Annotated in this window: 23 protein-coding genes and 1 tRNA gene; 20 read left to right on the forward strand and 4 right to left on the reverse strand. The window is 63.3% G+C overall.

The genetic code is table 11. The features are described from left to right. The first annotated feature begins 92 nt into the window (after positions 1-92). A complete protein-coding gene (locus XH84_RS29395) occupies positions 93-302 on the forward strand; it encodes a hypothetical protein (protein ID WP_128920599.1) in 210 nt (69 codons plus the stop codon). Between the two features lie 137 nt (positions 303-439). On the opposite strand, the gene XH84_RS29400 is transcribed toward XH84_RS29395, so the two are convergent. Continuing rightward, positions 440-532 (reverse strand) — tRNA-Ser (locus XH84_RS29400). 653 nt (positions 533-1185) lie between these two features. Between XH84_RS29400 and XH84_RS29405 the strand changes: the two genes are divergently transcribed. From XH84_RS29405 to XH84_RS29415, 3 genes are all read left to right on the forward strand, one after another. Next, positions 1186-2724 (forward strand): porin, encoded by a 1539-nt coding sequence (locus XH84_RS29405; protein ID WP_128920600.1) that lies wholly within the window; start codon positions 1186-1188, stop codon positions 2722-2724. A 91-nt stretch (positions 2725-2815) separates the two neighbouring features. Continuing rightward, positions 2816-3316 carry a MarR family winged helix-turn-helix transcriptional regulator gene (locus XH84_RS29410; protein WP_128920601.1) on the forward strand — a complete coding sequence of 167 codons (501 nt, stop codon included), beginning with the start codon at positions 2816-2818 and terminating at the stop codon, positions 3314-3316. Between the two features lie 21 nt (positions 3317-3337). Next, a complete protein-coding gene (locus XH84_RS29415; RefSeq protein WP_128920602.1) occupies positions 3338-3673 on the forward strand; it encodes a hypothetical protein in 336 nt (111 codons plus the stop codon). Between the two features lie 334 nt (positions 3674-4007). On the opposite strand, the gene XH84_RS29420 is transcribed toward XH84_RS29415, so the two are convergent. Further along, positions 4008-6452, reverse strand: coding sequence for a lytic transglycosylase domain-containing protein (locus tag XH84_RS29420; RefSeq protein WP_164936416.1), 2445 nt, complete (start codon positions 6450-6452; stop codon positions 4008-4010). 279 nt (positions 6453-6731) lie between these two features. On the opposite strand from XH84_RS29420, the gene dapA reads away from it, so the two are divergent. Genes dapA through XH84_RS29440 form a run of 4 tightly spaced genes read left to right on the forward strand, consistent with a single transcriptional unit; the run spans position 6732 to position 9208 of the window. Further along, positions 6732-7622, forward strand: coding sequence for a 4-hydroxy-tetrahydrodipicolinate synthase (gene dapA / locus XH84_RS29425; RefSeq protein ID WP_128920604.1), 891 nt, complete (start codon positions 6732-6734; stop codon positions 7620-7622). A gap of 53 nt (positions 7623-7675) precedes the next feature. After that, complete coding sequence (gene mscL / locus XH84_RS29430; protein WP_128920730.1) at positions 7676-8089, forward strand: large conductance mechanosensitive channel protein MscL; 414 nt, start codon at positions 7676-7678, stop codon at positions 8087-8089. A gap of 59 nt (positions 8090-8148) precedes the next feature. Further along, positions 8149-8622 (forward strand): SsrA-binding protein SmpB, encoded by a 474-nt coding sequence (gene smpB, locus XH84_RS29435; protein WP_027530006.1) that lies wholly within the window; start codon positions 8149-8151, stop codon positions 8620-8622. Between the two features lie 4 nt (positions 8623-8626). After that, positions 8627-9208, forward strand: a complete 582-nt coding sequence (locus XH84_RS29440; RefSeq protein ID WP_128920605.1) for a peroxiredoxin — start codon at positions 8627-8629, stop codon at positions 9206-9208. A 9-nt stretch (positions 9209-9217) separates the two neighbouring features. On the opposite strand, the gene XH84_RS29445 is transcribed toward XH84_RS29440, so the two are convergent. Together XH84_RS29445 and XH84_RS29450 are read right to left on the reverse strand one after the other, a co-directional pair. Continuing rightward, positions 9218-9892, reverse strand: coding sequence for a uracil-DNA glycosylase (locus tag XH84_RS29445; RefSeq protein WP_128920606.1), 675 nt, complete (start codon positions 9890-9892; stop codon positions 9218-9220). Then, the gene (locus XH84_RS29450) at positions 9873-10517 is read right to left on the reverse strand and encodes a LabA-like NYN domain-containing protein (RefSeq protein WP_028135957.1); all 645 of its coding nucleotides are present in this window, start codon (positions 10515-10517) and stop codon (positions 9873-9875) included. The genes XH84_RS29445 and XH84_RS29450 overlap by 20 nt, the downstream gene beginning before the upstream one ends. 332 nt (positions 10518-10849) lie before the next feature. Between XH84_RS29450 and rpoZ the strand changes: the two genes are divergently transcribed. From rpoZ to XH84_RS29515, 12 genes are all read left to right on the forward strand, one after another. Further along, on the forward strand, positions 10850-11242 hold the full coding sequence (rpoZ, locus tag XH84_RS29455) for a DNA-directed RNA polymerase subunit omega (protein WP_008133017.1): 393 nt from the start codon (positions 10850-10852) through the stop codon (positions 11240-11242). A 204-nt stretch (positions 11243-11446) separates the two neighbouring features. Then, positions 11447-13732, forward strand: coding sequence for a RelA/SpoT family protein (locus XH84_RS29460; RefSeq protein ID WP_128920607.1), 2286 nt, complete (start codon positions 11447-11449; stop codon positions 13730-13732). A 45-nt stretch (positions 13733-13777) separates the two neighbouring features. Next, complete coding sequence (locus tag XH84_RS29465; protein WP_128920608.1) at positions 13778-14530, forward strand: pyridoxine 5'-phosphate synthase; 753 nt, start codon at positions 13778-13780, stop codon at positions 14528-14530. Beyond that, positions 14527-14946 (forward strand): holo-ACP synthase, encoded by a 420-nt coding sequence (acpS, locus tag XH84_RS29470; protein WP_128920609.1) that lies wholly within the window; start codon positions 14527-14529, stop codon positions 14944-14946. Before XH84_RS29465 ends, acpS begins: the two co-directional genes overlap by 4 nt. 250 nt (positions 14947-15196) lie before the next feature. Continuing rightward, positions 15197-15961, forward strand: a complete 765-nt coding sequence (gene lepB, locus XH84_RS29475) for a signal peptidase I (RefSeq protein ID WP_128920610.1) — start codon at positions 15197-15199, stop codon at positions 15959-15961. Next, a complete protein-coding gene (gene rnc, locus XH84_RS29480) occupies positions 15958-16779 on the forward strand; it encodes a ribonuclease III (RefSeq protein WP_128920611.1) in 822 nt (273 codons plus the stop codon). Before lepB ends, rnc begins: the two co-directional genes overlap by 4 nt. Further along, complete coding sequence (gene era / locus XH84_RS29485; protein WP_128920612.1) at positions 16769-17695, forward strand: GTPase Era; 927 nt, start codon at positions 16769-16771, stop codon at positions 17693-17695. The genes rnc and era overlap by 11 nt, the downstream gene beginning before the upstream one ends. A 21-nt stretch (positions 17696-17716) precedes the next feature. Beyond that, positions 17717-18097, forward strand: a complete 381-nt coding sequence (locus tag XH84_RS29490) for a hypothetical protein (protein ID WP_128920613.1) — start codon at positions 17717-17719, stop codon at positions 18095-18097. Positions 18098-18231: 134 nt separating this feature from the next. Further along, on the forward strand, positions 18232-18984 hold the full coding sequence (gene recO, locus XH84_RS29495) for a DNA repair protein RecO (RefSeq protein ID WP_128920614.1): 753 nt from the start codon (positions 18232-18234) through the stop codon (positions 18982-18984). Between the two features lie 102 nt (positions 18985-19086). After that, positions 19087-19362, forward strand: a complete 276-nt coding sequence (locus tag XH84_RS29500; RefSeq protein WP_128920615.1) for a hypothetical protein — start codon at positions 19087-19089, stop codon at positions 19360-19362. Between the two features lie 60 nt (positions 19363-19422). Further along, positions 19423-21681 (forward strand): DNA topoisomerase IV subunit A, encoded by a 2259-nt coding sequence (gene parC, locus XH84_RS29505; protein WP_128920616.1) that lies wholly within the window; start codon positions 19423-19425, stop codon positions 21679-21681. Positions 21682-22896: 1215 nt separating this feature from the next. Then, on the forward strand, positions 22897-25302 hold the full coding sequence (locus tag XH84_RS29515; protein ID WP_245471888.1) for a GAF domain-containing protein: 2406 nt from the start codon (positions 22897-22899) through the stop codon (positions 25300-25302). Positions 25303-25319 lie beyond the last annotated feature (17 nt).

A 25319-nucleotide genomic window follows, 5' to 3' on the forward strand; every position in this document is an offset into this window, starting at 1 on the left:
GAGAATCGCATCCATACCCGTGTTCGCACGGGTGGGCCTGGTTGCGCTGAATCAAGTTTCTTCGTCGTGCCGCCACATAAGACCCGAGCGGCATGAGCGATCCCGACACGAATGGACGATGGCTGCCGATTCAGATCGCTCCCGATGAGTGCGACCTGGAACTCGGCCGCCTGCACAAGACGGGAATTCTGCCCTGGTCGTTCCCGTGCCGGCGCAGGTCCGGCGTCTGGTTCAACGTCTGGGCCGACGAGGCCGTGCTGATTTCGCCCTCGCATTGGCGGATCTGGCGGTTCCACCGCTAGACGCGGACGCCCACATATAAGGTCAGGGCGAATCGGCTGAATGCGGCGCGCTGATCCTTGCGCCAGGCTCTCGCACGGGCCTTAGCGTCGCTTTCAGGCGAACGAACGCACAGATCTTGATTGATTCTGCCGCTGGGTGGCGGAGAGGGAGGGATTCGAACCCTCGATACAGCTTGAGACCGTATGACGCTTTAGCAAAGCGTTGCCTTCAGCCACTCGGCCACCTCTCCGGTGCGAGCCTTATGCATCTAATTACTCGGGCCGGTCAATTTGGAAGCGTGTGTTTTCGCTCGAATATTCCCAGCGATTTTCGAAACCAGGCGGTTTGTTGCCGGGCGCCATCTCAAGCAGGCCCTCTATATAGAGGCGCCGCCGCCGTGGCGCGGCCGGATTGCCGCAGCCGTTTGAGAGGCGGATCGGCGGTCCGTCCGGGCTGTTTGCACCTCCCGCCTCAAGCCCCGGTCTGATTCTACGATTCGAGCCTCCTCAGCGCCGCGGCGGCGAGCGCCCGTTCCCTCTGCCTCAGGTGAGGAGTTTTGGCGGCAAACGGAACCGATTCAAAAAGGCCAGCAAAAACAATATGTTGCGAGCGCACCGCGATCACATCTGCGTGTTATTTGTGCAACACCCATCGGAAAACAAGCTTCATGGGCCCGTTTCGAAGCGTTCTGTTGTTGTGTGTGCAAGGACGTTCGGTAATTGTGACTGAGCGACGGAGGGGGGCATCCCGAGGTCGTCCCGTTTAGGTCATTCGCTTAAGTCCCTCGCGTTCATGCGGGTGTGTCCGAAGGCGCGAAGGGGACCAAAGCGGTGATTTAGAGGGGGTTGGGGAATTGGCCGTCCGGTCAGTGACCTTCCCTGAAGAGCAACTTGGAGGTTTAACATGAAGTTGGTTAAGAGCCTTTTGCTCGGCTCAGCGGCGGGTCTGATCGCCGTGGGCGGAGCGCAGGCAGCTGATCTTCCCGTAAAGGCCAAAGCGGTCGAATACGTGCGGATCTGCTCGCTCTACGGCGCGGGTTTCTACTACATCCCGGGCACTGACACCTGCATCAAGCTGGGTGGTTATCTGCGCGCTGAAGTCGCGCTGGGCACGAACAGCGTTTACGGTATTGCCAACGGGGCTCCCGCCGGTGCGCACAATCGCCTGAGCAACTACTACACCGCTCGCGCTCGTGAAGACCTCAACATCGACACGCGCACGGCCACCGAATACGGCGTCGTCCGCACGTTCTTCGATGCGACGTTCTCCTGGACCACCGGCAGCTATGTCGGCACGGGTTCTGGAACGGGTACGACTGGTTACAGCGCTACGACGGCTGGCACCACCACCATCAACCCAACTGACGGCGGTACCTCGGGCGGTTCGCTCGGCGTGTACTACGCCTTCATCCAGTTCGCTGGCTTCACCATGGGTAAGGCCGTGTCGCAGTTCGACGCGCCCTGGACCAACTATCCCGGCAACAACATCGACAGCCTCGTCGGCGGTTCCGGCACGGTCACCGGTGTTAACCAGTTCACCTACACCGCTGACTTCGGTCAGGGCGTGACGGCGGCGTTCTCGGCGGAGGACGCGACGGCCTACTATCAGGCCGGTAACCTCAACCTGCTCGGCGCCACTGCCGCTACCATGGTTGGCGGTTCGTATGGCTCCAACGCCATCGGCGGTTCGCGTTCGCCGAACCTCGTCGGTATGGTCCGCGTCGACCAGGCCTGGGGTCTGTTCCAGGCATCGATTGCTGCGCATGACAACCACGTTGCCTATTACGGCGCCACCGAGACGACCGGCCACCCCGACGACAAGTGGGGTTGGGCTGTTCAGCTCGCTCTGTCGATCAAGAACATCCCGACTGGTGCGGGTGACACGATCAACATCCAGGGCGTCTACACCGACGGCGCGACCCGCTACAACTTCCAGAACCTGGCGGGCAGCTCGTACCAGATGTACGGCAGCTCGGGCATTGCCTACCAGAGCGTCGGCTTCGCCAATGCTCCGGACACCGTGTTCACGACCGGCGGTCAGGAAAGCGTCAAGACCTGGGGCTTCCGTGGTGCCTACACCCATAACTGGGATCCCTACTGGAACTCCGCGCTGTACGGTGCTTACGCTCAGGCGCAGTTTGGCACGCTTGCCAAGACCACGCTCTGCGGCGCGACTGGCACCGGCGGCGTGTTCGGTGGCCTGGCGGGCGTCACGGGTTGTAACCCTGACTTCGCGGTCGCCCAGATCGGCCTGATCACCCGCTGGACCCCCGTCAAGAACCTGACGTTCTCGGCCGACGTGAACTGGACCCATCTGGACCAGAAGTATGCCGGTACTGCAGTTCTCAGCCCGGCCGCTACCACGGCCAAGCCGACCGCTGTGTACGAGCTGAAGGATCAGGACAGCATCACACTGCTCCTCCGCGCTCAGCGCAACTGGTAAGCTCGGTTCAACGAACTGATCTTCAAGAGCCCTCGGCAGGAAACTGCCGGGGGTTTTCTCTTTGCTTGAGTGATGCTGGATGGCTTGAGTGATGGTGGACGTCATGGCTTCCAATGAGGCGTGGGCGAGGGCCCCCGAGCTGGTCGAACAAATAGTCAGAGCGGTACGATCCGTTGATTTTCTGATTTCGGAGGTTCAAACCGGATGGGCAAGCGCCATGGGGCTTACTGTTTCGCAATGGAACATGTTGGTTATTATCGCAGAAGCCCACGAACGCAGCGGTCTCCAAGTCAAATCCGTTGCTGAGACCCTGCGAGTAAACGCCTCGTTCATTGTCAGACAATCGAGACCGTTGGAAGACCTCGGCCTGATCCGAAGGAAAAGCTCGAACACCGATAAACGAGTGGTGTATCTTTCCGCTACGCCGAAGGCTCTCAAGGAGCTTGCTCGATTACAAGAGAGTAGGGACTCGGTGTGCGCCGCAATAAAGAAGGAGATGGGCGAGGCGACGACGTTGCACACGATAGAGCTGCTGCAGCAGCTTGAGCGCTCCTTGGCTCGTTGTCGTGCTAGGTTGCAGATCGCGGACTAAACAGCAGCTCTGACGATTTCCATGATCATCTTTCCCTATGGGTTCTATCTGCTAAATGGTAAGCGGCCCATCCACTTGGGCAACGACTTAGAAGCGCGCGAGGCCATGATGACATGGCTGGACGCGAACAATAGCGGTCATTTGCGCTCGGACATGATTGGTGGAGCCCAGCTGCTCACCAGGTTTCGAGGCTTCGATGATACCGGCTGGTCCGCTGCCATGCATCAGGCGCCGCTTCTGTTCGAAACTATGTTTTGCTCTGAGGGCGAGGTCACCCGGCATCGTCAATACGCTGAATACGACACTGCGCTCGCAGGTCACGCTGAACTGTTGGACATCAGCGGAAGATTGCACTGACTGGTTTGGTATAGGTGAGGGGGCCGCTCCCTAGCGGAGACGAAGGGTACTTCGTGAAAGCGCTGAAAAACAACGACAAATCAGCTGACTGCCTCGGCATTGCTACCACTCAACAAGCTGGCACGAGCCAAACAGTCATAACTTCTTGACCTCACCAAACACCTCGACCGTCCAAGGTCCACCCGCGCCCGCCTTCTTACGAAACCGCACGATGCCGGGGTCGTCAGACATTTTCTGGCTTGAGAAATCGAAAGTACTATCTTTGATCGTGCGCTCGACTTCAGTGCGTCGCCTGATACGAGCATTCGTGGGGATACAGCCAGCATAAACGCCGCTAGTTCGGGACTGCGGTGCCGCGGCGCAGATCGGCCTCGATCTGCAAGCGGGTGCCGCCGCCGAAGCGGGCGCGGTAGACCTGAAGGTTCTCCATGATCCGCTGCACGTAATTGCGCGTTTCGGAGAACGGAATCAGCTCGACCCAATCGACCGCATCCACCTTCGGGTCGCGCGGATCGCCGTAGCGGTCGATCCACTTCTTCACGCTGCCGCGGCCGGCATTGTAGGCGGCAAAGGTCATGATGTAGGAGCCGCGGTAATCCTCGAGCAGTCCGCCGAGCTCGGCTGAGCCCAGCGTGGCGTTGTAGACCGAATCGTTCTTCAGCCGGCCCAGATCGTAAGTCGCGCCGTGCCGCTTGCAGACATAGCGCGCGGCGTCCGGCGTCACCTGCATCAGCCCGTAGGCCTGCGCCGGGGAAACCACACGGGGGTTGAACGCGCTTTCCTGCCGCGCGATGGCGTAGACGATGCTGCGCTCGACCTCGGGACCGATCGGCGCGAATTGCGGAATGCCGTTGACGGGGTAGGCGTAGAAGTCGAACGGCAAGCCGCGATTGAGCGCGGCCTTGCCGACCAGCAGCATGCCGCGGGCATCGTTGTAGCGCTGGGCGAGCTCGCCGAGGCCGGCAAGCGCCTCGGGATCGCCGTTCTCGCCCATGTCGGCGAGAACAGGCACGGCCATCTCGTGCTCGTCGAGCTCGTAGAGCAGGTGCGCAGCGCGCACGATCTCCAGCCGTTCGGCGCCACGCCCGCGCGGCTGGCTATTGAGCTCGATCTGCGGCAGGCCGAGCTTGGCGCGGGCGAGCTGGCCATAATAGCTGGTCGATTGCTCGGCCGCGCGCGCATAGGCATTGCGCGCCTCCTGCTGGCGGCCCATCGCCTCCGCAGCGCGGCCCTGCCAATAGCCGGCACGCGCCAGCGTGGTCGGATTGACGCTGCCGACCCCGATGCGGGCAAAATGCTGCGCGGCCGTGGCGGGATCGTTGAGGAAGCGGAGCGCGATCCACCCGGCGGTGAATTCCTGCTCGGTCTTGTAGATGTCACGCGAGGGCAGCGCGGCGTCGCGCGCGATCAGATAGGCGCTGCGGAACTCCTCGGTGTCGATCATCTTGCGCGCCAGCAGACGCCGCTCGATCCACCATTCATCGAGATTGTGGAGCCGGCCCGGGTCCTTCGGCGCCGACAGCATGAGCTGGGCCGCCTCGGCAAATTTCTCCTCGCGGCGCAACAGCTGGATCTTGCTGAAGATGAAGCCGGGATCACTGTGCAGCTCGTGCGGCACCGCATCGAGCAGCGCGCGCGCGTTCGGCGCTTTCTTGACGGCGGCGATGCGGGCCCTGGCGAGTGCGACATAGCCGGCGCCGAGGCGCCTTGCGGCGCGCAGCGCGGCCTCGTTCTCGCTGCCGTAGAGCAGGGTGTCCATCCGCGCCTTCTGATCGCCCGGCGTCAGCAGGGCGCCGAACTGGTCGAGCGCGTTGTTCTCGGTCTCCTCGGACATCGGATCGCTGCGCCAGGCTTCGCGCACCAGCCGCTCGGCGTTGGCGCGGTCGCCGCGCGCCAGCATCGCCTTGGCGAGCGTGAAGCGGCCCTTGGCGGAGATCGGAGATTCGTTCTCGAACCACGACCACGCCACGGAATCGTCGCGCCTGTCGTCCCACATTGCAGCTTCGAGACGCCGGCGCAGGAAAGTCTGCGACGGCCAGCTCGGATTGGCGGAAAGGAAGGCGCGGTAGCGCTCCACGCTCGCGCCGTTGTCCTCGCTGCGCAGGATGATCCATTCCGCGAGTTTTCGCGCGACCGGATCCGAGATGCCGGCCGCGGCATTGGTGGCGTCACCCGCCTTGCGCTTCCGCACCAGCTCGATGACGCTCTCCAGGGTCTCCTTGTCGCCCTGCGAGGTCGACGACGTCGCTGCGACCGCGGCCGGCACGACCGGCTTGCGCGGCGCGGCATGCTGGCGGGTCGCCGGCGCCAGCACGGGAGCTGCGGCAGCGCGCGGGGGAGGGGCGGAAGGTTTGACGGTGGCCGTCACGGCCGGCGCGGGGGCCGCTTTCGGAGGCGAACCGCTGGCCGCCGGATGTGATTTCGGCGCTGGCGCCGCTGCGGCAGGCTTGGGCTTGTCCTTCGCGGCGTCTTTGCCGGCGCTCTTGTCGATGCTCTTGCCAGCGTTCCTGCCAGTGTCCTTGCCAATATCCTTGGCCGGCTTCTTCGCAGCGTCCTTGGCCGGGGCGGCAGCTGCGCCCTTGCTCGCGCCCTTGGCTGTCTCCTTGGCTGTATCCTTCGCGGTGTCCTTGCCAGGTCCTTTGCCGGTTCCCTTGGATGAGGCCTTCGCTGCATCCCTGGCCGCCGGCTTTGCGGTGTCCTTCGCCGTGTCCTTGGCGGTTTCCGCAGGCGTCTCATTGGACTTGGCCAGGGTGGCGCTGCCGACCGACAGCCCTGCCATCAGGCACAGGACCAGGCCGGAGGATCGCCAAACGGTGCGAGGGATTGAGGTCACGGGTTTCGTCGCCCCGAATCAGTCAAGTGGCTCAAGATCTAGCTGTATTTGATTGAATATGCGGACAAAATACCAACAGCCGCTTACTTCGGGCCCATTTGCACCATCACCACGGCAAAATCGCGGCCTAAACGGTGTGTCACCGGGCTGCGGGTCTTTTACCGGCGGGATAGACCCGATATGAATGGCGCTTGCTCAAGAGATAGCCGCGCACGGAGGAAGTCCATGGCAGCCAAGACGAAATTCCGGGGGTCGTTCACCGCCTTGGTCACGCCGTTCAAGAACGGCTCGCTGGACGAGGCCGCCTTCCGCTCGCTGGTCAACTGGCAGATTTCCGAGGGCACCAACGGCCTTGTCCCGGTCGGCACCACCGGCGAGAGCCCGACGCTGAGCCATGACGAGCACAAGAAGGTGGTCGAATGGTGCATCGCTGAAGCCAAGGGCCGCGTGCCTGTTATCGCGGGGGCCGGCTCCAACTCGACCAAGGAGGCGATCGAGCTCTCCCAGCACGCCGAGAAGGCGGGCGCTGATGCCGTGCTGGTGGTGACGCCCTATTACAACAAGCCGACCCAGGAAGGCATGTACCAGCACTTCAAGGCGATCAACGACGCGATCGGGATTCCGATCATCATCTACAACATCCCGCCGCGCTCGGTGATCGACATGTCGGTCGATACCATGAAGCGGCTGTGGGAGCTGAAGAACATCGCCGGCGTCAAGGACGCCACCGCCAGCATGGTGCGCGTGTCGCAGCAGCGCGCAGCGATGGGCGAGGAGTTCAATCAGCTCTCCGGTGAGGACGCCACCATTCTCGGCTACATGGCTCATGGCGGCCACGGCTGCATCTCCGTCACCTCGAACGTCGCGCCGCGTCTGTGCTCGGAGTTCCACATCGCCTGGCAGAAGGGCGACCACGCCACCGCCTTGAAGCTGCACGACAAGCTGATGCCGCTGCACAACAACCTCTTCATCGAGAGCAATCCGGCGCCGATCAAGTATGCGATGTCGCTGCTCGGCAAGCTGGACGAGACGCTGCGGCTGCCGATGGTGCCGGTTTCCGAGCCGACCCGCGTTGCGGTGCGCAGCGCCATGGTCCACGCTGGCCTGATCAACTGAGGCGCCAGCTTATCGGGAGTCCGTTCATGAGCGTCGACGACAAGGGTAGACTGATGCTCAGGGAGTTCCGTGAGTTCGCCATGAAGGGCAATGTCGTCGATCTCGCGGTCGGCGTCATCATCGGTGCGGCTTTCGGCGCCATCGTCACGTCGCTGGTCGGCGACGTCATCATGCCGATCATCGGCGCCGTCACCGGTGGTCTCGACTTCTCGAACCACTTCATCCCCTTGTCGAAGGCGGTTACCGCCACCAACTTAGCGGATGCGAAAAAGCAAGGCGCCGTCCTTGCTTACGGCAGCTTCCTGACGCTGACGATCAACTTCGTCATCGTCGCCTTCGTGCTGTTCCTGGTGATCCGCGCCATGAATGCGCTGAAGCGCAAGGAGGAGGCGGCACCTGTCGCGCCGCCGAAGCCATCGGCCGAGGTCGAGCTGCTGACCGAAATTCGCGACCTCCTCAAGAAGTGACGCGCGCGCTTCATCCGAACTGTTAGCTTTGCTGCGCATCTCGATCGGGTTTGCTTCTCATGGCCGATAAAAACGAACGTCCAATCAAGGTCATGGCAGAGAATCGCAAGGCCCGCTTCAACTATGCGATCGAGGACACGATCGAGGCGGGCATCGCGCTGACCGGCACCGAGGTCAAGTCGATCCGTAACGGCAAGAGCACGATCGCGGAATCCTACGCCGATTCCAAGGACGGCGAGATCTGGCTGATCAACGCCACCATTCCCGAATATCTCCAGGGCAATCGCTTCAATCACGAGCCCAAGCGGCCGCGGAAACTGCTGCTCCATCGCCGGCAGATCAACAAGCTGATGGGCGCCGTCGATCGCGAGGGGATGACGCTGATCCCGCTCAAGCTCTATTTCAACGAGCGCGGTCGAGCCAAATTGCAGCTGGCGGTTGCAAAGGGCAAGAAGCTGCACGACAAGCGCGAGACCGAGAAGAAGCGCGACTGGAGTCGCGAGAAGGGCCGCCTGATGCGGGCGAGGGGATAGCGCGATGTCTCAGAAGAACCTGCTCGAGGTCGACTGGAGCCAGATTCCGGCGCCCGCCGATGATGGCGGTGCGGCGCATCTGACGGGCATGAAGCTGCCCCCGATCGGCCTGCTCGCGACCAACGACACCTCGGTGACGCTGTCGGCGCTGCGCGGCCGGACCGTGGTGTTCGCCTATCCGCGCACGGGCGAGCCCGGCAAGATCTCGCTGGTGGACGATTGGGACATGATCCCGGGCGCGCGGGGTTGCACGCCGCAGACATGTGCGTATCGCGATCTGTTCGCCGAGCTGAAGGCCGCCGGCGCCGCCCACGTGTTCGGCCTCTCGACCCAGAGCAACGACTACCAGACCGAGATGGCCTCACGGCTGCATCTGCCGTTCCCGGTGCTGTCGGACGACAAGCTGGCGCTGACGCACGCGTTGAAGCTGCCGACCATGGCGGTCGCGGGCCTGACGCTGATCAAGCGCCTCGCGCTGATCATCGACGACGCCAGCATCACGCATGTGTTCTATCCGGTGTTTCCGCCCGACCGGAACGCCGGCGACGTCCTGGACTGGCTGAAGGCCAATCCGGCCAAGGCCTGAACCAGAGCGCTAATCGAGGTCCGCCTTCACCTTCGCGAACACCGACCGGAACATGTCCGGCGTCAGCACGCCGGTGTTCGTGTTGTAGCGCGAGCAGTGGTAGCTGTCGTAGAGCTTGAACGCGCCGGCCTGATGCACGGCGCCATGGCCGAAGGGGGCCTGAGAGGCCTTCAGCTTCAGCGGCTTGAGCACGCTGTCGTGCGCAATTCGCCCGAGCGCGATGATCGCGCGCAGCTTCGGCATCGTCTCGAGATTCGCGACCAGAAACCGCCGGCAGGTGTTGATCTCGACCGGTAGCGGCTTGTTCTGCGGCGGCACGCAATGCACGGCATTGGCGATCCGGCAGTCGATCAGCTTCAGGCCATCATCGGGACGCGCCTGATAGGTGCCTTTGGCAAATCCGTATTCGAGCAGCGTGGCGTAGAGCAGATCGCCGGCATAATCGCCGGTGAACGGCCGTCCCGTGCGGTTGGCGCCCTGCATCCCCGGCGCGAGGCCGACGATCAAAAGGCGCGCCTTGATGTCGCCGAAGGGCGCGACCGGGGCATTGTGCCACAGGGGCTCGCGTGCGCGGTTAGCCTCGCGAAAGGCCACCAGGCGCGGACAGAGCGGACAATCGCGGTCGGGAACGACGGTGGGGAGCTGGCGGCTGGACCGAACCGCCTCACTCCTCGAAGTCGTCATCGCCCCTCGGCGCCATCGTGGTTGCGCGCTGGAGGAATTGCGGGGCGTGGTGGCGGGCCTCGCGCTCGCCGCGGTCGCGCGGGGCGGGGCGTTCGGACGGATCACGGCCAAGCTTGGACTGCAGCTCGACGAGGTCGGTGAAGACGTCGGCCTGGCGGCGCAACTCGTCGGCGATCATGGGCGGCTGGCTGGCGATGGTGGAGATCACCGTGACCCGCACGCCGCGGCGCTGCACGGCCTCGACCAGGGAGCGGAAGTCGCCGTCGCCGGAGAACAGCACCATCTGGTCGATGTGCTCGGCGAGCTCCATCGCGTCCACGGCGAGCTCGATGTCCATGTTGCCCTTGACCTTGCGGCGGCCGGAGGCGTCGATGAACTCCTTGGTCGCCTTGGTGACGACGGTGTAGCCATTGTAGTCCAGCCAGTCGATCAGCGGGCGGATCGAGGAGTATTCCTGATCCTCGATGATGGCGGTGTAGTAGAACGCCCGGAGCAGCGTCCCGCGGCCCTGAAACTCCTTCAGCAGGCGCTTGTAATCGATGTCGAAGCCCAGAGTTTTCGCCGTCGCGTAGAGATTGGCCCCATCGATGAAGAGCGCGATCTTGTTGGTAGGAGAAGGTGACATTCAGTTTGCTCGCGTAGTGTTCGTGATTGATCGTTTTATTGTTGGCGCGGCGGCAGCTGGCCGCGCATTTCTCTAGAGTGCCGCTGAGACCCGTCGAAACCGCAAATCCGGAGAAGTCGGGGCAATCAAGGTATAGTTATGGCCGACTTGCAAAGATCCGGCGCTGCCCTCGATGGCAGCCCGGGAAACCACCCATCCCAGCCCCAATGTGGGGGTAGCAGAGCCGTTTGGCGAGGCCAAATCACAAATTGGCCTTGCGAAACCGGCCCCGTCCCTATAACTAGCCCCAATCATCCACATATTTCGTCCCACCCACAACGGAGCGACAGTCCATGGCTCGCGTCACCGTAGAAGATTGTATCGACAAGGTCGACAACCGGTTTGACTTGGTCCTGCTGGCCGCCCACCGAGCCCGCATGATTTCGTCCGGTTCACAACTAACGGTTGACCGCGATAACGACAAGAACCCTGTTGTGTCGTTGCGCGAAATTGCCGACACGACGATTTCGCCGGAGGACCTCCGCGAGGAGCTGGTGCACTCGCTCCAGAAGTTCGTCGAGGTCGACGAGCCCGAGCCGGATACGGTGCCGCTGATCGGTTCCGCGGGCGCGAGCGTCGATGCGGACGATACCGAGGTCGCCGTCGAGCGCATGACCGAAGAGGAGCTCCTGAAGGGTCTCGAAGGCCTCGCGCCGCCCGAGGAGCAGCCCGAGGAAGACGAGTAAATCGTCCGTCGCGATCGTCGACTTCTTGTGATCTTATCAAAGGCCCGAACCGTTGTTCGGGCCTTTGCTTTTGCTGACGTTTTCGTGGTTACCATAGCGTTGTGGTTGGCGATGCGTCCTGTCACTGAATTGATCGGACACAAGCGCGATCGGAGCTAAGATGTATACAACGGGCAGGCCCAGGCTCGTTTGAAGGCAGGACGGATGGTATATCGGCGCCGCAGATCCACGCAGATGCAGGCCGCAACCGAATCGGTTGCCGTGGCCCCGACTGCGCCGGTCGCGCGCCCGGCCAAGCCGCGCGCGCGCATGATGCGTCAATATGACCTCGTCGAGCGCGTCAGGTCCTACAATCCCAACACCAACGAAGACCTGCTGAACCGCGCCTATGTCTACGCCATGAAGGCGCATGGCTCGCAGACCCGCGCCTCGGGCGATCCGTATTTCTCGCACCCGCTCGAAGTGGCGGCGATTCTCACCGACCTGAAGCTCGACGACGCCACCATCGTGGCCGCGCTGCTCCACGACACGATCGAGGACACCGAGGCGACGCGGGCCGAGATCGATCAGATTTTCGGGCCGGAGATCGGCGCGCTGGTCGAGGGCCTGACCAAGCTGAAGCGGCTGGAACTGGTGTCGCGGGAGGCCAAGCAGGCCGAGAACCTGCGCAAATTGTTGCTGGCCATTGCCGACGATGTCCGCGTGCTTCTGGTCAAGCTCGCCGACCGTCTGCACAACATGCGTACGCTGGACTTCGTGCCGACGGAATCGCGCAGGCGCATCGCGGAGGAGACGCTCGACATCTATGCGCCGCTCGCGGGGCGCATGGGCATGCAGGAAATGCGCGAGGAGCTGGAGGATTTGTCCTTCCGCACCCTCGATCCCGAAGCCTATTCGGTGGTGATGCAGCGCCTGGACGCGCTCGCCGAACGCAACCGCAATCTGATCGGCGAGATCGAGGACCAACTGTCCAATAATTTGCGTCACAGGGGCTTGGGGGCGCGGGTCTATGGCCGCCGCAAGAAGCCGTTCTCGATCTGGACCAAGATGGAGCGCAAGTCGGTCGGCTTCGAGCAATTGTCCGACATCTTCGGCTTCCGGCTCGTCGTCAACGACATCGAGGCCTGCTATCGCGCGCTCGGCATCGTCCACACCACCTGGCCGGTCGTGCCGGGGCGCTTCAAGGACTACATCTCGACGCCGAAGCAGAACGACTACCGCTCGATCCACACCACGGTGATCGGCCCAGGCAACCAGCGCGTCGAGCTGCAGATCCGCACCGAGGCGATGGACCAGATCGCCGAGCGGGGTATCGCCGCGCACGTCTTCTACAAGGAAGACGTCGGCTCGCCGACCGAATTCCTCAAGCGCGAGTCGACTGCGTTCGCCTGGCTGCGCCACACCATTGGCATCCTCTCGGAGAGCGCCAATCCGGAGGAATTCCTCGAGCACACCAAGCTCGAACTGTTCCACGACCAGGTGTTCTGCTTCACCCCGAAGGGCAAGCTGATCGCGCTGCCGCGCCATGCCAACGTGATCGACTTCGCCTATGCCGTGCACACCGACGTCGGTAACAGCGCGGTCGGCTGCAAGATCAACGGCCAGTTCGCGCCGCTGTCCTCGGAGCTCCAGAACGGCGACGAGGTCGAGGTGCTGACCTCGGAAGCGCAATCGGCGCCGCCCTCGGCCTGGGAAACGCTTGCGGTCACCGGCAAGGCACGCGCCGCGATCCGCCGCGCCACGCGAACCGCGGTGCGCGATCAATATGCCGGTCTCGGCCGGCGCATCGTGGAGCGCCTGTTCGAGCGCGCCAAGATCGAATATGCCGACGACAAGCTCAAGGGCGCGCTGCCGCGACTCGCACGGACCTCGATCGACGACGTGATGGCAGCCGTGGGGCGCGGCGAGATCAAGGCCTCCCACGTCGCACGTGCGATGTACCCCGACTACAAAGAGGAGCGCATCGCGCGCTACGGCGTCAAGAAAGGGCTTGCTGCCAAGCTCAAGGAAAAGTCGTCGGAGCAGCCGCGCAGCCCGGTCGCGATTCCGATCCGCGGCATCAATTCCGACCTGCCGATCAAGTTCGCGCCGAACGGCGGCGCCGTGCCGGGCGATCGCATCGTCGGCATCGTCACGCCGGGCGAGGGCATTACGATCTACCCGATCCAGGCGCCGGCCCTGAAGGATTTCGAGGAGGAGCCCGAGCGCTGGCTCGACGTCCGCTGGGACATCGAGGACTCCGCACCGCAGCGCTTCCCGGCCCGCATCAAGGTCGAGAACGTCAACGAGCCCGGCGCGCTGGCACAGATCGCGACCGTGATCGCCGAGCATGACGGCAACATCGACAACATCAGCATGCAGCGCCGCTCACCGGACTTCACGGAAACGACGATCGATCTCGAAGTCTACGATCTGAAGCATTTGAGCGCGATTCTGGCCCAGCTGCGCGCGAAGGCGGTCGTCGCCAAAGTCGAACGTGTTAATGGATAGGTGCATCTCGCATGCGCCGGTCCCTCTGATTCTGCGAGTCCTGAAATGCCCGCTTCGAAGCTCCGCCTCGGCGTCAATATCGATCACGTCGCAACCGTGCGTAACGCGCGCGGCGGCCGCCATCCGGATCCGGTGCGGGCGGCGCTGCTGGCGATTGAGGCGGGCGCCGACGGCATCACCGCCCATTTGCGCGAGGATCGCCGCCACATCCGCGACGAGGACATGGCGAGGCTGAAGGCCGAGATCTCCAAGCCGCTCAATTTCGAGATGGCGGCGACCGACGACATGATGCGGATCTCGCTCGCCACCAAGCCGCACGCGGTGTGCCTGGTGCCGGAGCGCCGGCAGGAGGTGACCACCGAAGGCGGGCTGGACGTGGTCGGCCAGCATAACGCGCTCGCGCCCTATATCGCGCGGCTGACCGACGCCGGCATTCGGGTCTCCCTGTTCATCGCCGCCGATCCCGCCCAGATCGAGATGGCGGCGCGGCTGCACGCGCCCGTGATCGAGATCCACACCGGCGCCTGGTGCGACGCCGTGGTCGACGGCCACACCGCCAAGGCCGAGACCGAATGGCAGCGGATCGTTGCGGGCGTGAAGCTGGCCACGGCCGCCGGGCTGGAGGTCCATGCCGGGCACGGGCTTGACTATACGACGGCGGAGACGATCGCGGCTCTGCCTGACATCATGGAGCTCAACATCGGCTACTACATGATCGGCGAAGCGCTGTTCGTCGGTCTTGCCGAGACGGTGCGCAGCATGCGCGCGGCGATGGACCGCGGCCGGAGCCGGGCGTGATCATCGGCATTGGCTCCGACCTCATCGACATCACCCGCGTCGCCAAGGTGATCGAGCGCCATGGCGAGCGCTTCCTCGACCGCATCTTCACCGTGGCGGAGCGGGCCAAGGCGGAGCGCCGCGCCAAGAACGAGAAGATGGTGGTGGCGACCTACGCCAAGCGCTTCGCCGCCAAGGAGGCCTGCTCCAAGGCGCTCGGCACCGGGATCCGGCGCGGCGTGTGGTGGCGCGATATGGGGGTGGTCAATCTTCCGGGCGGCCGGCCGACCATGCAGCTGACCGGCGGCGCCCTGGCCCGGCTTCAGGCCCTGACGCCGGAAGGATTCGAGGCCCGGATCGACGTGTCGATCACCGATGACTGGCCGCTGGCGCAGGCCTTCGTCATCATTTCCGCCGTCCCGCTGGCCAAGTCCTGATCCTTACCGTGATCGCTTTATAATTCTTATTTAAAATCAACGTCTTACTCAGTTTGGGTGCGATCCTTGATTGCGTGGCCTCCGACAACCGTCTAAAAGTCCGCGGGCGCAAATCAGCCTGGGCGAATTCGGCTTTACGCCGGAATTGGCCCTCACTATCAGAATCAGGACAATCTCCTTGCGCCGCGAACCGGTGGGCTCTTCGCGGGAGGAGGGCGCTCTGTGACCGCCGGCCGGAATTGAGAGAGCAATGAGCGTGACTTCGGGAACGAAAACTGAGAGCGGCGTCGGCGAAACGATCCGGGTTGTGATCCACGCTCTCCTGATCGCGCTGGTGATCCGCACATTCCTGTTCCAGCCCTTCAATATCCCGTCCGGCTCGATGAAGGCGACGCTGCTGGTCGGCGACTATCTGTTTGTCTCGAAATATTCTTACGGCTACAGCCACTATTCGATCCCGTTCTCGCCGCCGCTGTTCTCCGGGCGGATCTGGGGCTCGGACCCGGCCCGCGGCGACATCGTCGTGTTTCGCCTGCCGAAGGACGATTCCACCGACTACATCAAGCGCGTGATCGGCCTTCCCGGCGACCGCATCCAGATGCGGGATGGGCTGCTCTACATCAACGACACGCCGGTCGAGCGGCAGCGGATGAGCGAATATGTCGGCGAGGAGCCCTGCGGCTCGGAAGGCGGCGGCATCTCCCGGGTGAAGCGCTGGAAGGAGACACTGCCGAACGGCGTCTCCTATGAGACGCTCGACTGCGCCGACAACGGCTACGTCGACAACACCAACGTCTACACCGTCCCATCAGGCCATTTCTTCATGATGGGCGACAACCGCGACAACTCCACCGATAGCCGCTTTCTCGGCCAGGTCGGCTACGTGCCGAAGGAGAATCTGATCGGCCGCGCCCAGATGATCTTCTTCTCCATCGCCGAAGGCGAGCATGCCTGGATGTTCTGGCGCTGGCCGTGGGCGGTGCGCTGGAATCGCTTCTTCAAAATCGTCCGATGAAAGACGAAGCCAAGGACATCGCGATCCAACCGAACGAGGCGCAAGCCGCTCCTGAGAGCGAAGCTGCACCGAAGACGCCTGCCAAGAAGAAGCGGGCGCGGAGCAGCAAGGCCAAGGGCACCGATGCCAACGCGGCGCTCGAGGCGCGCATCGGCCACAGCTTCGCCGACCCAAATATGCTGATGCAGGCGATCACGCATGTCTCGGCGCTGAAGTCCGGGCGCAAGCGGGGCGACAGCTATCAGCGGCTGGAATTCCTCGGCGACCACGTGCTCGGGCTCGTCGTCTCCGATATGCTCTATCACGCCTTCCCCAACGCCGATGAGGGCGAGCTCTCCAAGCGTCTTGCCGAGCTCGTGCGCAAGGAAAGCTGCGCCGACGTCGCCAAGTCGCTCGGCCTGCTCGACGACATCAAGCTCGGCTCGGTCGGCTCCAGCGCCGATGCCCGCCTGCGCAAGTCCATCCTCGGCGACATCTGCGAGGCCGTGATCGGCGCCGTCTTCCTCGACGGCGGCTACGCAGCGGCGTCCGAATTCGTCAAACGTAACTGGACCGAGCGCATGCACAAGCCGCGCCGTCCCTTGCGCGATCCCAAGACCGTGCTGCAGGAATGGGCGCAAGGAAAGGGGCTGCCGACGCCGGTTTACCGCGAGGTCGAGCGCACCGGCCCGCATCACGATCCGCAGTTCCGCGTCGCCGTCGACCTGCCGGGGCTGGCGCCGGCCGAGGGCATCGGCGGCAGCAAGCGCGCGGCAGAGAAGGTAGCAGCATCGGTGATGATCGAACGCGAAGGCGTCGGCGGCGGCAATGACGGCTGAAGCAAGTGGCGAGATGCCTACCGCGACGCGTTGCGGCTTCGTTGCGCTGATCGGCGCGCCGAATGTCGGCAAGTCCACGCTGGTCAATGCGCTGGTCGGGGCCAAGGTCACGATCGTCTCGCGCAAGGTGCAGACCACGCGTGCGCTGATCCGCGGCATCGTGATCGAGAATAACGCGCAGATCATCCTGGTCGACACGCCCGGCATCTTCCTGCCGAAGCGGCGGCTCGACCGTGCCATGGTCTCGACCGCCTGGAGCGGGGCGCATGACGCCGATCTCGTCTGCGTGCTGCTCGACGCCAAGACCGGGATCGACGAGGAAGCCGAGGCAATCCTCACCAAGGCTGCCAGCGTCAATCACGACAAGATCCTCGTCATCAACAAGGTCGACCTGGTCCAGCGCGAGAAGCTGCTCGCCCTGGCGCAGGCTGCCAACGAGCGCATGAAGTTCGCGCGGACCTTCATGATCTCGGCGATCTCCGGCGACGGCGTCGACGACATCCGCAGGACGCTTGCGGAAATGGTGCCGCCGGGCCCGTACCTCTACCCTGAGGATCAGATGTCGGACGCGCCGATGCGGCAGCTGGCGGCCGAGATCACGCGCGAGAAGATCTATCAGAAGCTGCACCAGGAGCTGCCCTACCAGTCCACTGTCGAGACCGACAAGTGGGAGGAGCGCAAGGACAAGTCGGTGCGGATCGAGCAGACGATCTTCGTCGAGCGCGAAAGCCAGCGCAAGATCGTGCTCGGCAAGGGCGGCGCCACCATCAAGTCGATCGGCGCGGACTCGCGGAAAGAACTGATGCAGATCCTGGACGTGCCGGTGCATCTGTTCCTGTTCGTCAAGGTGCGCGAAAACTGGGGCGACGATCCCGATCGCTATCGCGAGATGGGTCTGGACTTCCCCAGGGAATAACCAAGAAACGATCGGTATCCGATGAGCGTGCCCAGTAACGTCCGGCGCTTCGAAGCGCTGCTCTATGCATCGTTGATGCTGGACGCCTTGTCCGTTGCCGTACAGGACCGCACGCCGAGCGCCGAGACGACCGAACAGATGATCATGGCGGGGACCTTGCTCGCCGGCGGCATGATCCTGCTCCTCGTTTATTTCGTTAGGCTGGCCGCACATCATCGCAAGAATTGGCCGCGTTGGGTGCTGGCGGCGGCGCTCGTGCTGTCAGTGATCTCGCTCGGCCAGATCATCGGCGAGAAGGGCCTGGAGCTCGACAGCGCCATCGAGATCGTCTCCTGCGTGCTGACGACAATGGGCCTGTACTTCTCCTTCACCGGCGACGCGCAGGGTTGGTTCAACGCGTAGCGTCTTGCACGGTGCCGTAGGGTGGGCAAAGGCGCGCACCTTGCGCGCCGTGTGCCCACCACGTCGATCAAATCCGTGGGCACGCTTCGCTTTGCCCACCCTACGACAGCGCGAAATGGGCTACACTTCACCCCATGGAATGGACCGACGAAGGCATCGTCTTGGGCGTGCGGCGGCATGGCGAATCCAGCGCCATTGTCGAGCTCCTGACGCGCGCGCACGGCCGGCATCTCGGCCTTGTCCGCGGTGGAGCCGGCTCGCGGATGCGGCCGCTGCTGCAGCCTGGCAACAGCGTCAGCGCGGTGTGGCGGGCAAGGCTCGACGAGCATCTCGGCACCTATGCGATCGAGGGGCTGAAGCTGCGCGCGGCCACCTTGCTGGGATCGTCCCACGGCGTTTACGGGGTCACTCATCTCGCCTCGATTGCGCGGCTGCTGCCGGAGCGTGATCCGCACGAGGATATCTTTGCGCGGCTCGAGCATTCGCTCGACGATTTCGACGACATCGGCAGCGCCGCCGTGCACCTCATCCATTTCGAGCTGGCGATGCTGGCCGAGCTCGGCTTCGGGCTGGCGCTGGAGAATTGCGCCGTCACCGGCGAGACCACCGACCTGATCTACGTCTCGCCGAAGTCCGGCGGGGCGGTGTCGCGCAATGCTGGCGAGCCGTGGCGCGACCGGCTGCTGCGGCTGCCGCCGTTTCTGCGACACGGCGAAGCCGCCAGCGAACTTTCCGAACAGGACCTTCAGGATGGCTTTCGGCTCACCGGCCTGTTCCTGCTGCGTCACGTGCTGGAGCCGCGCGGGCAGGGCCATTCCGACGCACGCGCGGGCTTCATCAACGCCCTGATCCGGCAACAGGCGAGGGCCGCGATTCCCGCGCCATGAGCGAAACGGGACTCTGCCTTGTCCTCCGACATGGAGTTCCCGGGAACGAAATCGGGGCGGTTGAATTGGCCTCGCTGGGTTCCACAACGGGGGACAGCCTAAATGTTGATCAGGGGATTCGCCTTGTCCGCGGCGCTGCTCGCGTTCGCGCCCGATGCCATGGCCGGCGAGCCGCAGCCGGGCGTGTTTCGGCGCGCCTCCTGCACCGTCGTCCGGTACTACGTAGCCAAATATTCCGCTGCGGCTGCAGAGACATGGGCGCGGTCGAAGGGTGCGACGGAGGCCGAAATCGAGGCTGCCCGGCGGTGCCTGACCAATGTGCCGGCGCCGGCCCAGGCCACCACTCCGACCGTGACCGCCGGCTGGGCAGGGCAGTAGCCGCCCACAGGGAACCAATCCATCCTTGCCCGATTCCCTTCCACGGTTTAACCGGGCGGCATGGGAAAACGAATCGTTCCGCCGGAAGAACCGGCTGAAATTCACGAGGTCCGGCTGCAGGAAGCGCTGGAAGAGCGCTATCTCGCCTATGCGCTCTCCACCATCATGCACCGCGCGCTGCCCGACGCGCGCGACGGCCTGAAGCCGGTCCACCGCCGCATCCTCTACGGCATGCGCCTGCTCAGGCTCGACCCCGGCACCGCTTTCAAAAAGTCCGCCAAGATCGTCGGCGACGTGATGGGCTCGTTCCATCCGCACGGCGACCAGGCGATCTACGACGCCATGGTGCGCCTGGCGCAGGATTTCTCCTCGCGCTACCCGCTGGTCGACGGCCAGGGCAATTTTGGCAATATCGACGGCGATAACCCCGCCGCCTACCGCTACACCGAAGCGCGCATGACCGACGTCGCGCGGCTTCTGCTCGACGGCATCGATGAGGATGGCGTCGAATTTCGCGCCAATTACGACGGCCAGTCGAAGGAGCCGGTCGTGCTGCCCGGCGGCTTCCCGAACCTGCTCGCCAACGGCGCACAGGGCATCGCCGTCGGCATGGCGACCTCGATCCCGCCGCACAACGCCGCCGAGCTTTGCGACGCGGCGCTGCACCTGATCGAGAAGCCCGACGCGAAATCCAAGGCCCTGCTGAAATGGGTGAAGGGGCCGGACTTCCCGACCGGCGGCATCTGCGTGGATTCCAAGCAGGCCATCGCTGAAGCCTACACCACCGGCCGCGGCTCGTTCCGCGTCCGTGCGCGGTGGACGCAGGAGGAGGGCGCGCGCGGCACCTGGGTCGTCGTCGTCACCGAGATCCCGTTCCTGGTGCAGAAGTCGCGGCTGATCGAGAAGGTCGCCGAGCTGCTGGACCAGAAGAAGCTGCCGCTGGTCGGCGACATCAGGGACGAGTCGGCCGAAGACGTCCGCATCGTGATCGAGCCGAAATCGAAGAACGTCGATCCCGCGCTGATGATGGAATCGCTGTTCAGGCTCACCGAGCTCGAGAACAAGATTCCGCTGAACCTCAACGTCCTGATCAAGGGCCGTGTCCCCAAGGTGGTGGGGCTCGCGGAGTGCCTGCGCGAATGGCTCGACCATCTGCGCGACGTCCTGATCCGCCGCAGCAATTACCGCAAGGCGCAGATCGAGCACCGGCTGGAAGTGCTCGGCGGCCATCTGGTCGCCTATCTGAACCTCGACAAGGTGATCAAGATCATCCGCACCGAGGACGAGCCGAAGCCGGCCTTGATCAAGGCATTCAAGCTCACCGAGGTCCAGGCCGAAGCCATCCTCAACATGCGTTTGCGCAATCTGCGCAGGCTCGAGGAAATGGAGATCCGGAATGAAGACAGGGATCTGCGCAAGGAGCTGAAGGGCATCGAGGGCGTGCTCGCCTCCGAAGCCGAGCAGTGGAAGAAGGTCGGCGAGCAGGTCGGCAAGGTCCGCGACATGTTCGGGCCGAAGACGCCGCTCGGCAAGCGCCGCACCACCTTCGCCGACGCGCCCGAGCACGATCTCGCCGCGATGGAGGAAGCCCTCGTCGAGCGCGAGCCGGTGACGGTCGTCGTGTCCGACAAGGGCTGGATTCGCACCATGAAGGGCCATGTCGAGGACCTCTCGGGGCTCGCCTTCAAGCAGGACGACAAGCTCGGCTTCGCCTTCTTCGCCGAGACGACCTCGAAGCTCCTGCTGTTCGCCACCAACGGCAAGTTCTACACGCTGGATGTCGCCAAGCTCCCGGGCGGGCGCGGACATGGCGAGCCGATCCGCCTGTTCATCGACCTCGAGCAGGAGGCGGCGCCCGTCGCGCTGTTCGTCAACAAGGGCGGACGCAAATTCCTGGTCGCGAGCCATGAGGGCCAGGGTTTCGTCGTCAACGAGGACGATTGCGTCGGCACCACCAAGAAGGGCAAGCAGGTCCTCAATGTCGACATGCCGAACGAGGCGCGCGCGATCACCGAGGTGATGGGCGATACCGTCGCCGTCATCGGCGAGAACCGCAAAATGCTGGTCTTCCCGCTCGACCAGGTGCCGGAGATGGCCCGTGGCCGCGGCGTGCGCTTGCAGAAGTACAAGGACGGCGGCCTCTCGGACGTCGCCGTGTTCGAGGCCAAGGCCGGCCTGACCTGGAAGGACTCCGCGGGCCGCGAATTCTCCGCGACCATTAAGGAGCTCAGCGAATGGCAAGGCACCCGCGCCGACGCCGGCCGCTTGCCGCCGAAGGGTTTCCCGAAGTCGAACAAGTTCGGCAGGGTGATCGGGTAGGGCAGCTGGACGCGCTGTTACCATAACGGTGGTGTCATGCCCCGGCTTGACCGGGGCATCCAGTACGCCGCGGCCTCTCTTTTCAATCACGACCGTCTCGGAGTACTGGATCGCCCGGTCAAGCCGGGCGATGACACCGAGAGTGAGGCTGGACGGGTCGTAGCTCCGATACACATCTCAAACAGCAGACACAGCATCGCCTTCTCGCGGCGCGGCTCGCCCGAGTTTTGCTTCTCGTTCGCCCTCGAAAATGACGAGGGCGCAGGGAAGGCCGGGCGCCGGCGGCACCCGAGATCCGTGCGCTGTGAAAGATGCACACGGGGTGGACCACAGGTGATGCCGGTCGCCCGGCCTTCCCTGCGCGAATGGTTTTAACGGTGTCCTTCGTGCTCTCCTCGGGGAGCGTTGCACTATTGCCCCCGTCGCCTTGCGGCGGGTTGATGCGCGCACCGGTTGGCCGCCGCATCACCGCAAAGGCTTGACGCCAGAACCCCGGGCGTCGGGACCACACGACTTCTCCGTCCGCGCGCGTCCTCGCTGGGAATCCGGGGGGTGGCGTGTGCTCGCCCCCGAAACCATGCGAAGACGCTGTCAGCGCCGTGTCGTTCACGCGAAAGCCATTGCTCACGGCGTCCCGCCCTGCAATGCCTGTCGCGCCGGCGCCGTCGCGTCCATCGCTGCCCAGCCCGCGGTTCGTGACGATCGCGATCCGCCCCTTGTGACGGGCCAGGGTGTTTCGTGTGTACGATAAATCCGAATTTCGGTAAAGTGGAATATTTTGTCGGACTGGGCTTGACAGGCGGTGTGGTCAAACTGACCGGGCTATTTTGCCCGACGGGCAACGGCCTCTCTGAATTAGCTGATCCGGGCCCAGAATTGCCCTTTATCTCAAGCGCCTGAATGTCGGCTTACGGGCGGTGACCGAGCCAGGATCCGACAGCGGTGGGATGGCCGCTTGTGAGCCCAAAGCGGACGATGCCCCCATGGCGTGAAAGCCAGCTTTTCGCCTAGAATTGAATATCGGTGGAACGGTAGAGTGCGACCATGCGGCAACGCGGTGACAAGGTTCGACCTGGGAAGGGGCGACGTCAGCAGAGAAGCAAGGCTGGCAAGTTGCCTGCGTCGGTCCTATCTAACGACGCTCTAAATTATCGACTTCGCCAAAGGACCAGAGAACTCAACGAGGCACTTCAGCAACAGGCTGCCACCAGCGAAGTGCTGAGCATCATTCGCAAGTCGCCGGTGGATGCCCAACCTGTATTCGAGGCGATCGTTGAGAGCGCTGCGCGTCTCTGCGGTGCCATATTCAGCGTTGTATATTTACACGACAACGATCGTCTTCGCTTCGCCGCTACGAAGAATTTTTCCGCCACGGCCTTAAATCAAATTAAGGAGCGTCAGGACCTCAGGCAGATCAATCGTTCCTTCGTCGGCGGGCGCGCCATCCTCGACCGTGCGATCGTCCAGATCCCCGACGTGCTTGCGGATCCCGAGTATTCGCGGGAGTTCGCGCTGGCCGGAGGATGGCGGGCGGTGCTCGCGGTTCCTCTGCTTCACGAGGGAAAATCTGTCGGGGCCATAACGGTCGGCAAAGCGGAGCCGACGGCATTTTCAGAGCAGCAAATTCGACTCTTGCAAACATTCGCCGACCAGGCCGTGATCGCGATCGAGAATGCGCGGCTTTTCGACGAGGTGCAGGCCAGAACCCGCGACCTGGAGACGTCCTTGCAACAGCAGACCGCGACCGCCGATGTGCTGAAGGTGATCAGCCGCTCGACGTTTGACTTGCAACCCGTGCTTAACACGTTGCTCTCGTCGGCATGTCGCTTATGCGAAGCCGATATCGGAACTGTCCGATATCAAGATGGCTCAACCTACCGTCTTGCCGCGGACTATGGCTGTACTCCTGAGTGGCGCGACCATTTAGCGCGCCAATCGCCCAAACCGGACCGAGGCACGATTTTTGGGCGAACGATTGTCGAAGGGCGTACTGTCCATATCCCTGACGTCCTTGTTGATCCTGAATTTACCCGGTTGGCAGCGCAAAGGCTGATGGGCTTCCGGGCGGCGCTCGGTGTTCCTCTCATACGAGAAGGTCGGGTTTTTGGAGTATTAAGTCTGCTTGGGCGAAGCTCCTTCACCGCGAAACAAATCGAGTTAGTCGAGACTTTTGCAGACCAGGCGGTGATCGCCATCGAGAACGCGCGGCTGTTCAATGAAACGAGGGAAGCGCTGGAGCGGCAAACCGCGACGTCGGAAGTGCTACAAGTCATATCCAGTTCGCCTGGCGGACTTGGGCCGGTGTTCGAGGCCATGCTGGAAAATGCAGTGCGCATCTGCCGTGCCAGTTTTGGGACGCTGCTCCTATACGAGGGCGACAGGTTGCGGCGGGTGGCGCGAATGGCCGCGCAAAACGTGCCGCAATTGTACGCGCCCGACCAGGAAACGCCGCCACACTTCATCGCGCCGTTTGATGGGGCGCCTTCGCTGGGGCGCCTCGTCGAGACCAAGGCGCTGGTTCACATTGCCGATATCGCCACAGAGCATCCCGACGATCTGATCTACAAGGTCGCCGGAGCCCGCACCATTCTGATTGTGCCGATGCTCAAGGAGAGCGAGCTTGTCGGTGGCTTTGCTGTCTACCGCAAGGAAGTGCAAGAGTTCAGCGACAAGCAGGTCGAGTTGCTGGAAAATTTTGCGGCACAAGCGGTGATCGCCATCGAAAACACACGATTGCTCAAGGAGCTGCGGCAGCGAACCGACGATCTCTCGCAATCCCTCGACGACCTCCGCACCGCACAGGACCGCCTGGTGCAGACCGAAAAGCTTGCCTCGCTCGGCCAGCTCACCGCGGGCATCGCGCACGAGATCAAGAACCCGCTCAACTTCGTCAATAATTTTGCCGCCCTTTCGGTCGAGCTGACGGATGAACTGAAGGGTGCACTCGAGCCTGCCGCGCTGGACCAGACGCTTCGTGCCGACGTTGACGAGATCACCGGCCTGTTGAAGGACAATCTCGGCAAGGTGGTGCAGCACGGCAAACGCGCTGACTCCATCGTCAGGAATATGCTGCTTCACTCGCGCGAGGGCTCTGGCGAACGTCGGTCGGCCGAGATCAACAGGCTGGTCGAGGAGAGTCTTAGCCTCGCCTTTCATGGTGCACGCGCCGAGAAGCCCGGCTTTACAATAACTCTCAGGCACGACCTCGATCTCAACGCAGGCGCGCTCGACCTGTATCCGCAGGAAATCATCCGGGCGCTATTAAACCTCATCTCGAATGGGTTTTATGCGGCGGCGCGACGAAAGATCGAACTAAACGACGACAGCTTTGAGCCTCTCCTCAGTGCCGCCACGAGGGACCTCGGCGATGCTGTCGAAATCCGGATTCGCGATAACGGCACCGGCATCCCGCCTGAAGTGAAGGAAAAGATGTTCAATCCCTTCTTTACCACCAAACCGAGCGGGGAAGGGACGGGCCTCGGCCTCTCGATGACGCATGATATCATCGTCAAGCAGCATGGCGGCAGGATCGACGTGGAGACCGAACCCGGGGTATTTACTGAGGTCATCATTACCCTGCCGCGCGGCAACGTCCCTGTCATTGGCGAGAAGCCGGAATGATCGCTTATGGCCCGAAC

The organism is Bradyrhizobium nanningense (assembly GCF_004114535.1).
In the GTDB taxonomy this organism is placed as follows: Bacteria; Pseudomonadota; Alphaproteobacteria; order Rhizobiales; family Xanthobacteraceae; genus Bradyrhizobium; species Bradyrhizobium nanningense.

Bases quoted from the DNA above. Each gene is read 5' to 3' on its own strand.
- XH84_RS29395 (WP_128920599.1), top strand. From the start codon at position 93: ATGAGCGATCCCGACACGAATGGACGATGGCTGCCGATTCAGATCGCT.
- XH84_RS29405 (WP_128920600.1), top strand. From the start codon at position 1,186: ATGAAGTTGGTTAAGAGCCTTTTGCTCGGCTCAGCGGCGGGTCTGATC.
- XH84_RS29410 (WP_128920601.1), top strand. From the start codon at position 2,816: ATGGTGGACGTCATGGCTTCCAATGAGGCGTGGGCGAGGGCCCCCGAG.
- XH84_RS29415 (WP_128920602.1), top strand. From the start codon at position 3,338: ATGATCATCTTTCCCTATGGGTTCTATCTGCTAAATGGTAAGCGGCCC.
- XH84_RS29420 (WP_164936416.1), bottom strand. From the start codon at position 6,452: ATGGCAGGGCTGTCGGTCGGCAGCGCCACCCTGGCCAAGTCCAATGAG.
- dapA (WP_128920604.1), top strand. From the start codon at position 6,732: ATGGCAGCCAAGACGAAATTCCGGGGGTCGTTCACCGCCTTGGTCACG.
- mscL (WP_128920730.1), top strand. From the start codon at position 7,676: ATGCTCAGGGAGTTCCGTGAGTTCGCCATGAAGGGCAATGTCGTCGAT.
- smpB (WP_027530006.1), top strand. From the start codon at position 8,149: ATGGCCGATAAAAACGAACGTCCAATCAAGGTCATGGCAGAGAATCGC.
- XH84_RS29440 (WP_128920605.1), top strand. From the start codon at position 8,627: ATGTCTCAGAAGAACCTGCTCGAGGTCGACTGGAGCCAGATTCCGGCG.
- XH84_RS29445 (WP_128920606.1), bottom strand. From the start codon at position 9,892: ATGACGACTTCGAGGAGTGAGGCGGTTCGGTCCAGCCGCCAGCTCCCC.
- XH84_RS29450 (WP_028135957.1), bottom strand. From the start codon at position 10,517: ATGTCACCTTCTCCTACCAACAAGATCGCGCTCTTCATCGATGGGGCC.
- rpoZ (WP_008133017.1), top strand. From the start codon at position 10,850: ATGGCTCGCGTCACCGTAGAAGATTGTATCGACAAGGTCGACAACCGG.
- XH84_RS29460 (WP_128920607.1), top strand. From the start codon at position 11,447: ATGGTATATCGGCGCCGCAGATCCACGCAGATGCAGGCCGCAACCGAA.
- XH84_RS29465 (WP_128920608.1), top strand. From the start codon at position 13,778: ATGCCCGCTTCGAAGCTCCGCCTCGGCGTCAATATCGATCACGTCGCA.
- lepB (WP_128920610.1), top strand. From the start codon at position 15,197: ATGAGCGTGACTTCGGGAACGAAAACTGAGAGCGGCGTCGGCGAAACG.
- rnc (WP_128920611.1), top strand. From the start codon at position 15,958: ATGAAAGACGAAGCCAAGGACATCGCGATCCAACCGAACGAGGCGCAA.
- era (WP_128920612.1), top strand. From the start codon at position 16,769: ATGACGGCTGAAGCAAGTGGCGAGATGCCTACCGCGACGCGTTGCGGC.
- XH84_RS29490 (WP_128920613.1), top strand. From the start codon at position 17,717: ATGAGCGTGCCCAGTAACGTCCGGCGCTTCGAAGCGCTGCTCTATGCA.
- recO (WP_128920614.1), top strand. From the start codon at position 18,232: ATGGAATGGACCGACGAAGGCATCGTCTTGGGCGTGCGGCGGCATGGC.
- XH84_RS29500 (WP_128920615.1), top strand. From the start codon at position 19,087: ATGTTGATCAGGGGATTCGCCTTGTCCGCGGCGCTGCTCGCGTTCGCG.
- parC (WP_128920616.1), top strand. From the start codon at position 19,423: ATGGGAAAACGAATCGTTCCGCCGGAAGAACCGGCTGAAATTCACGAG.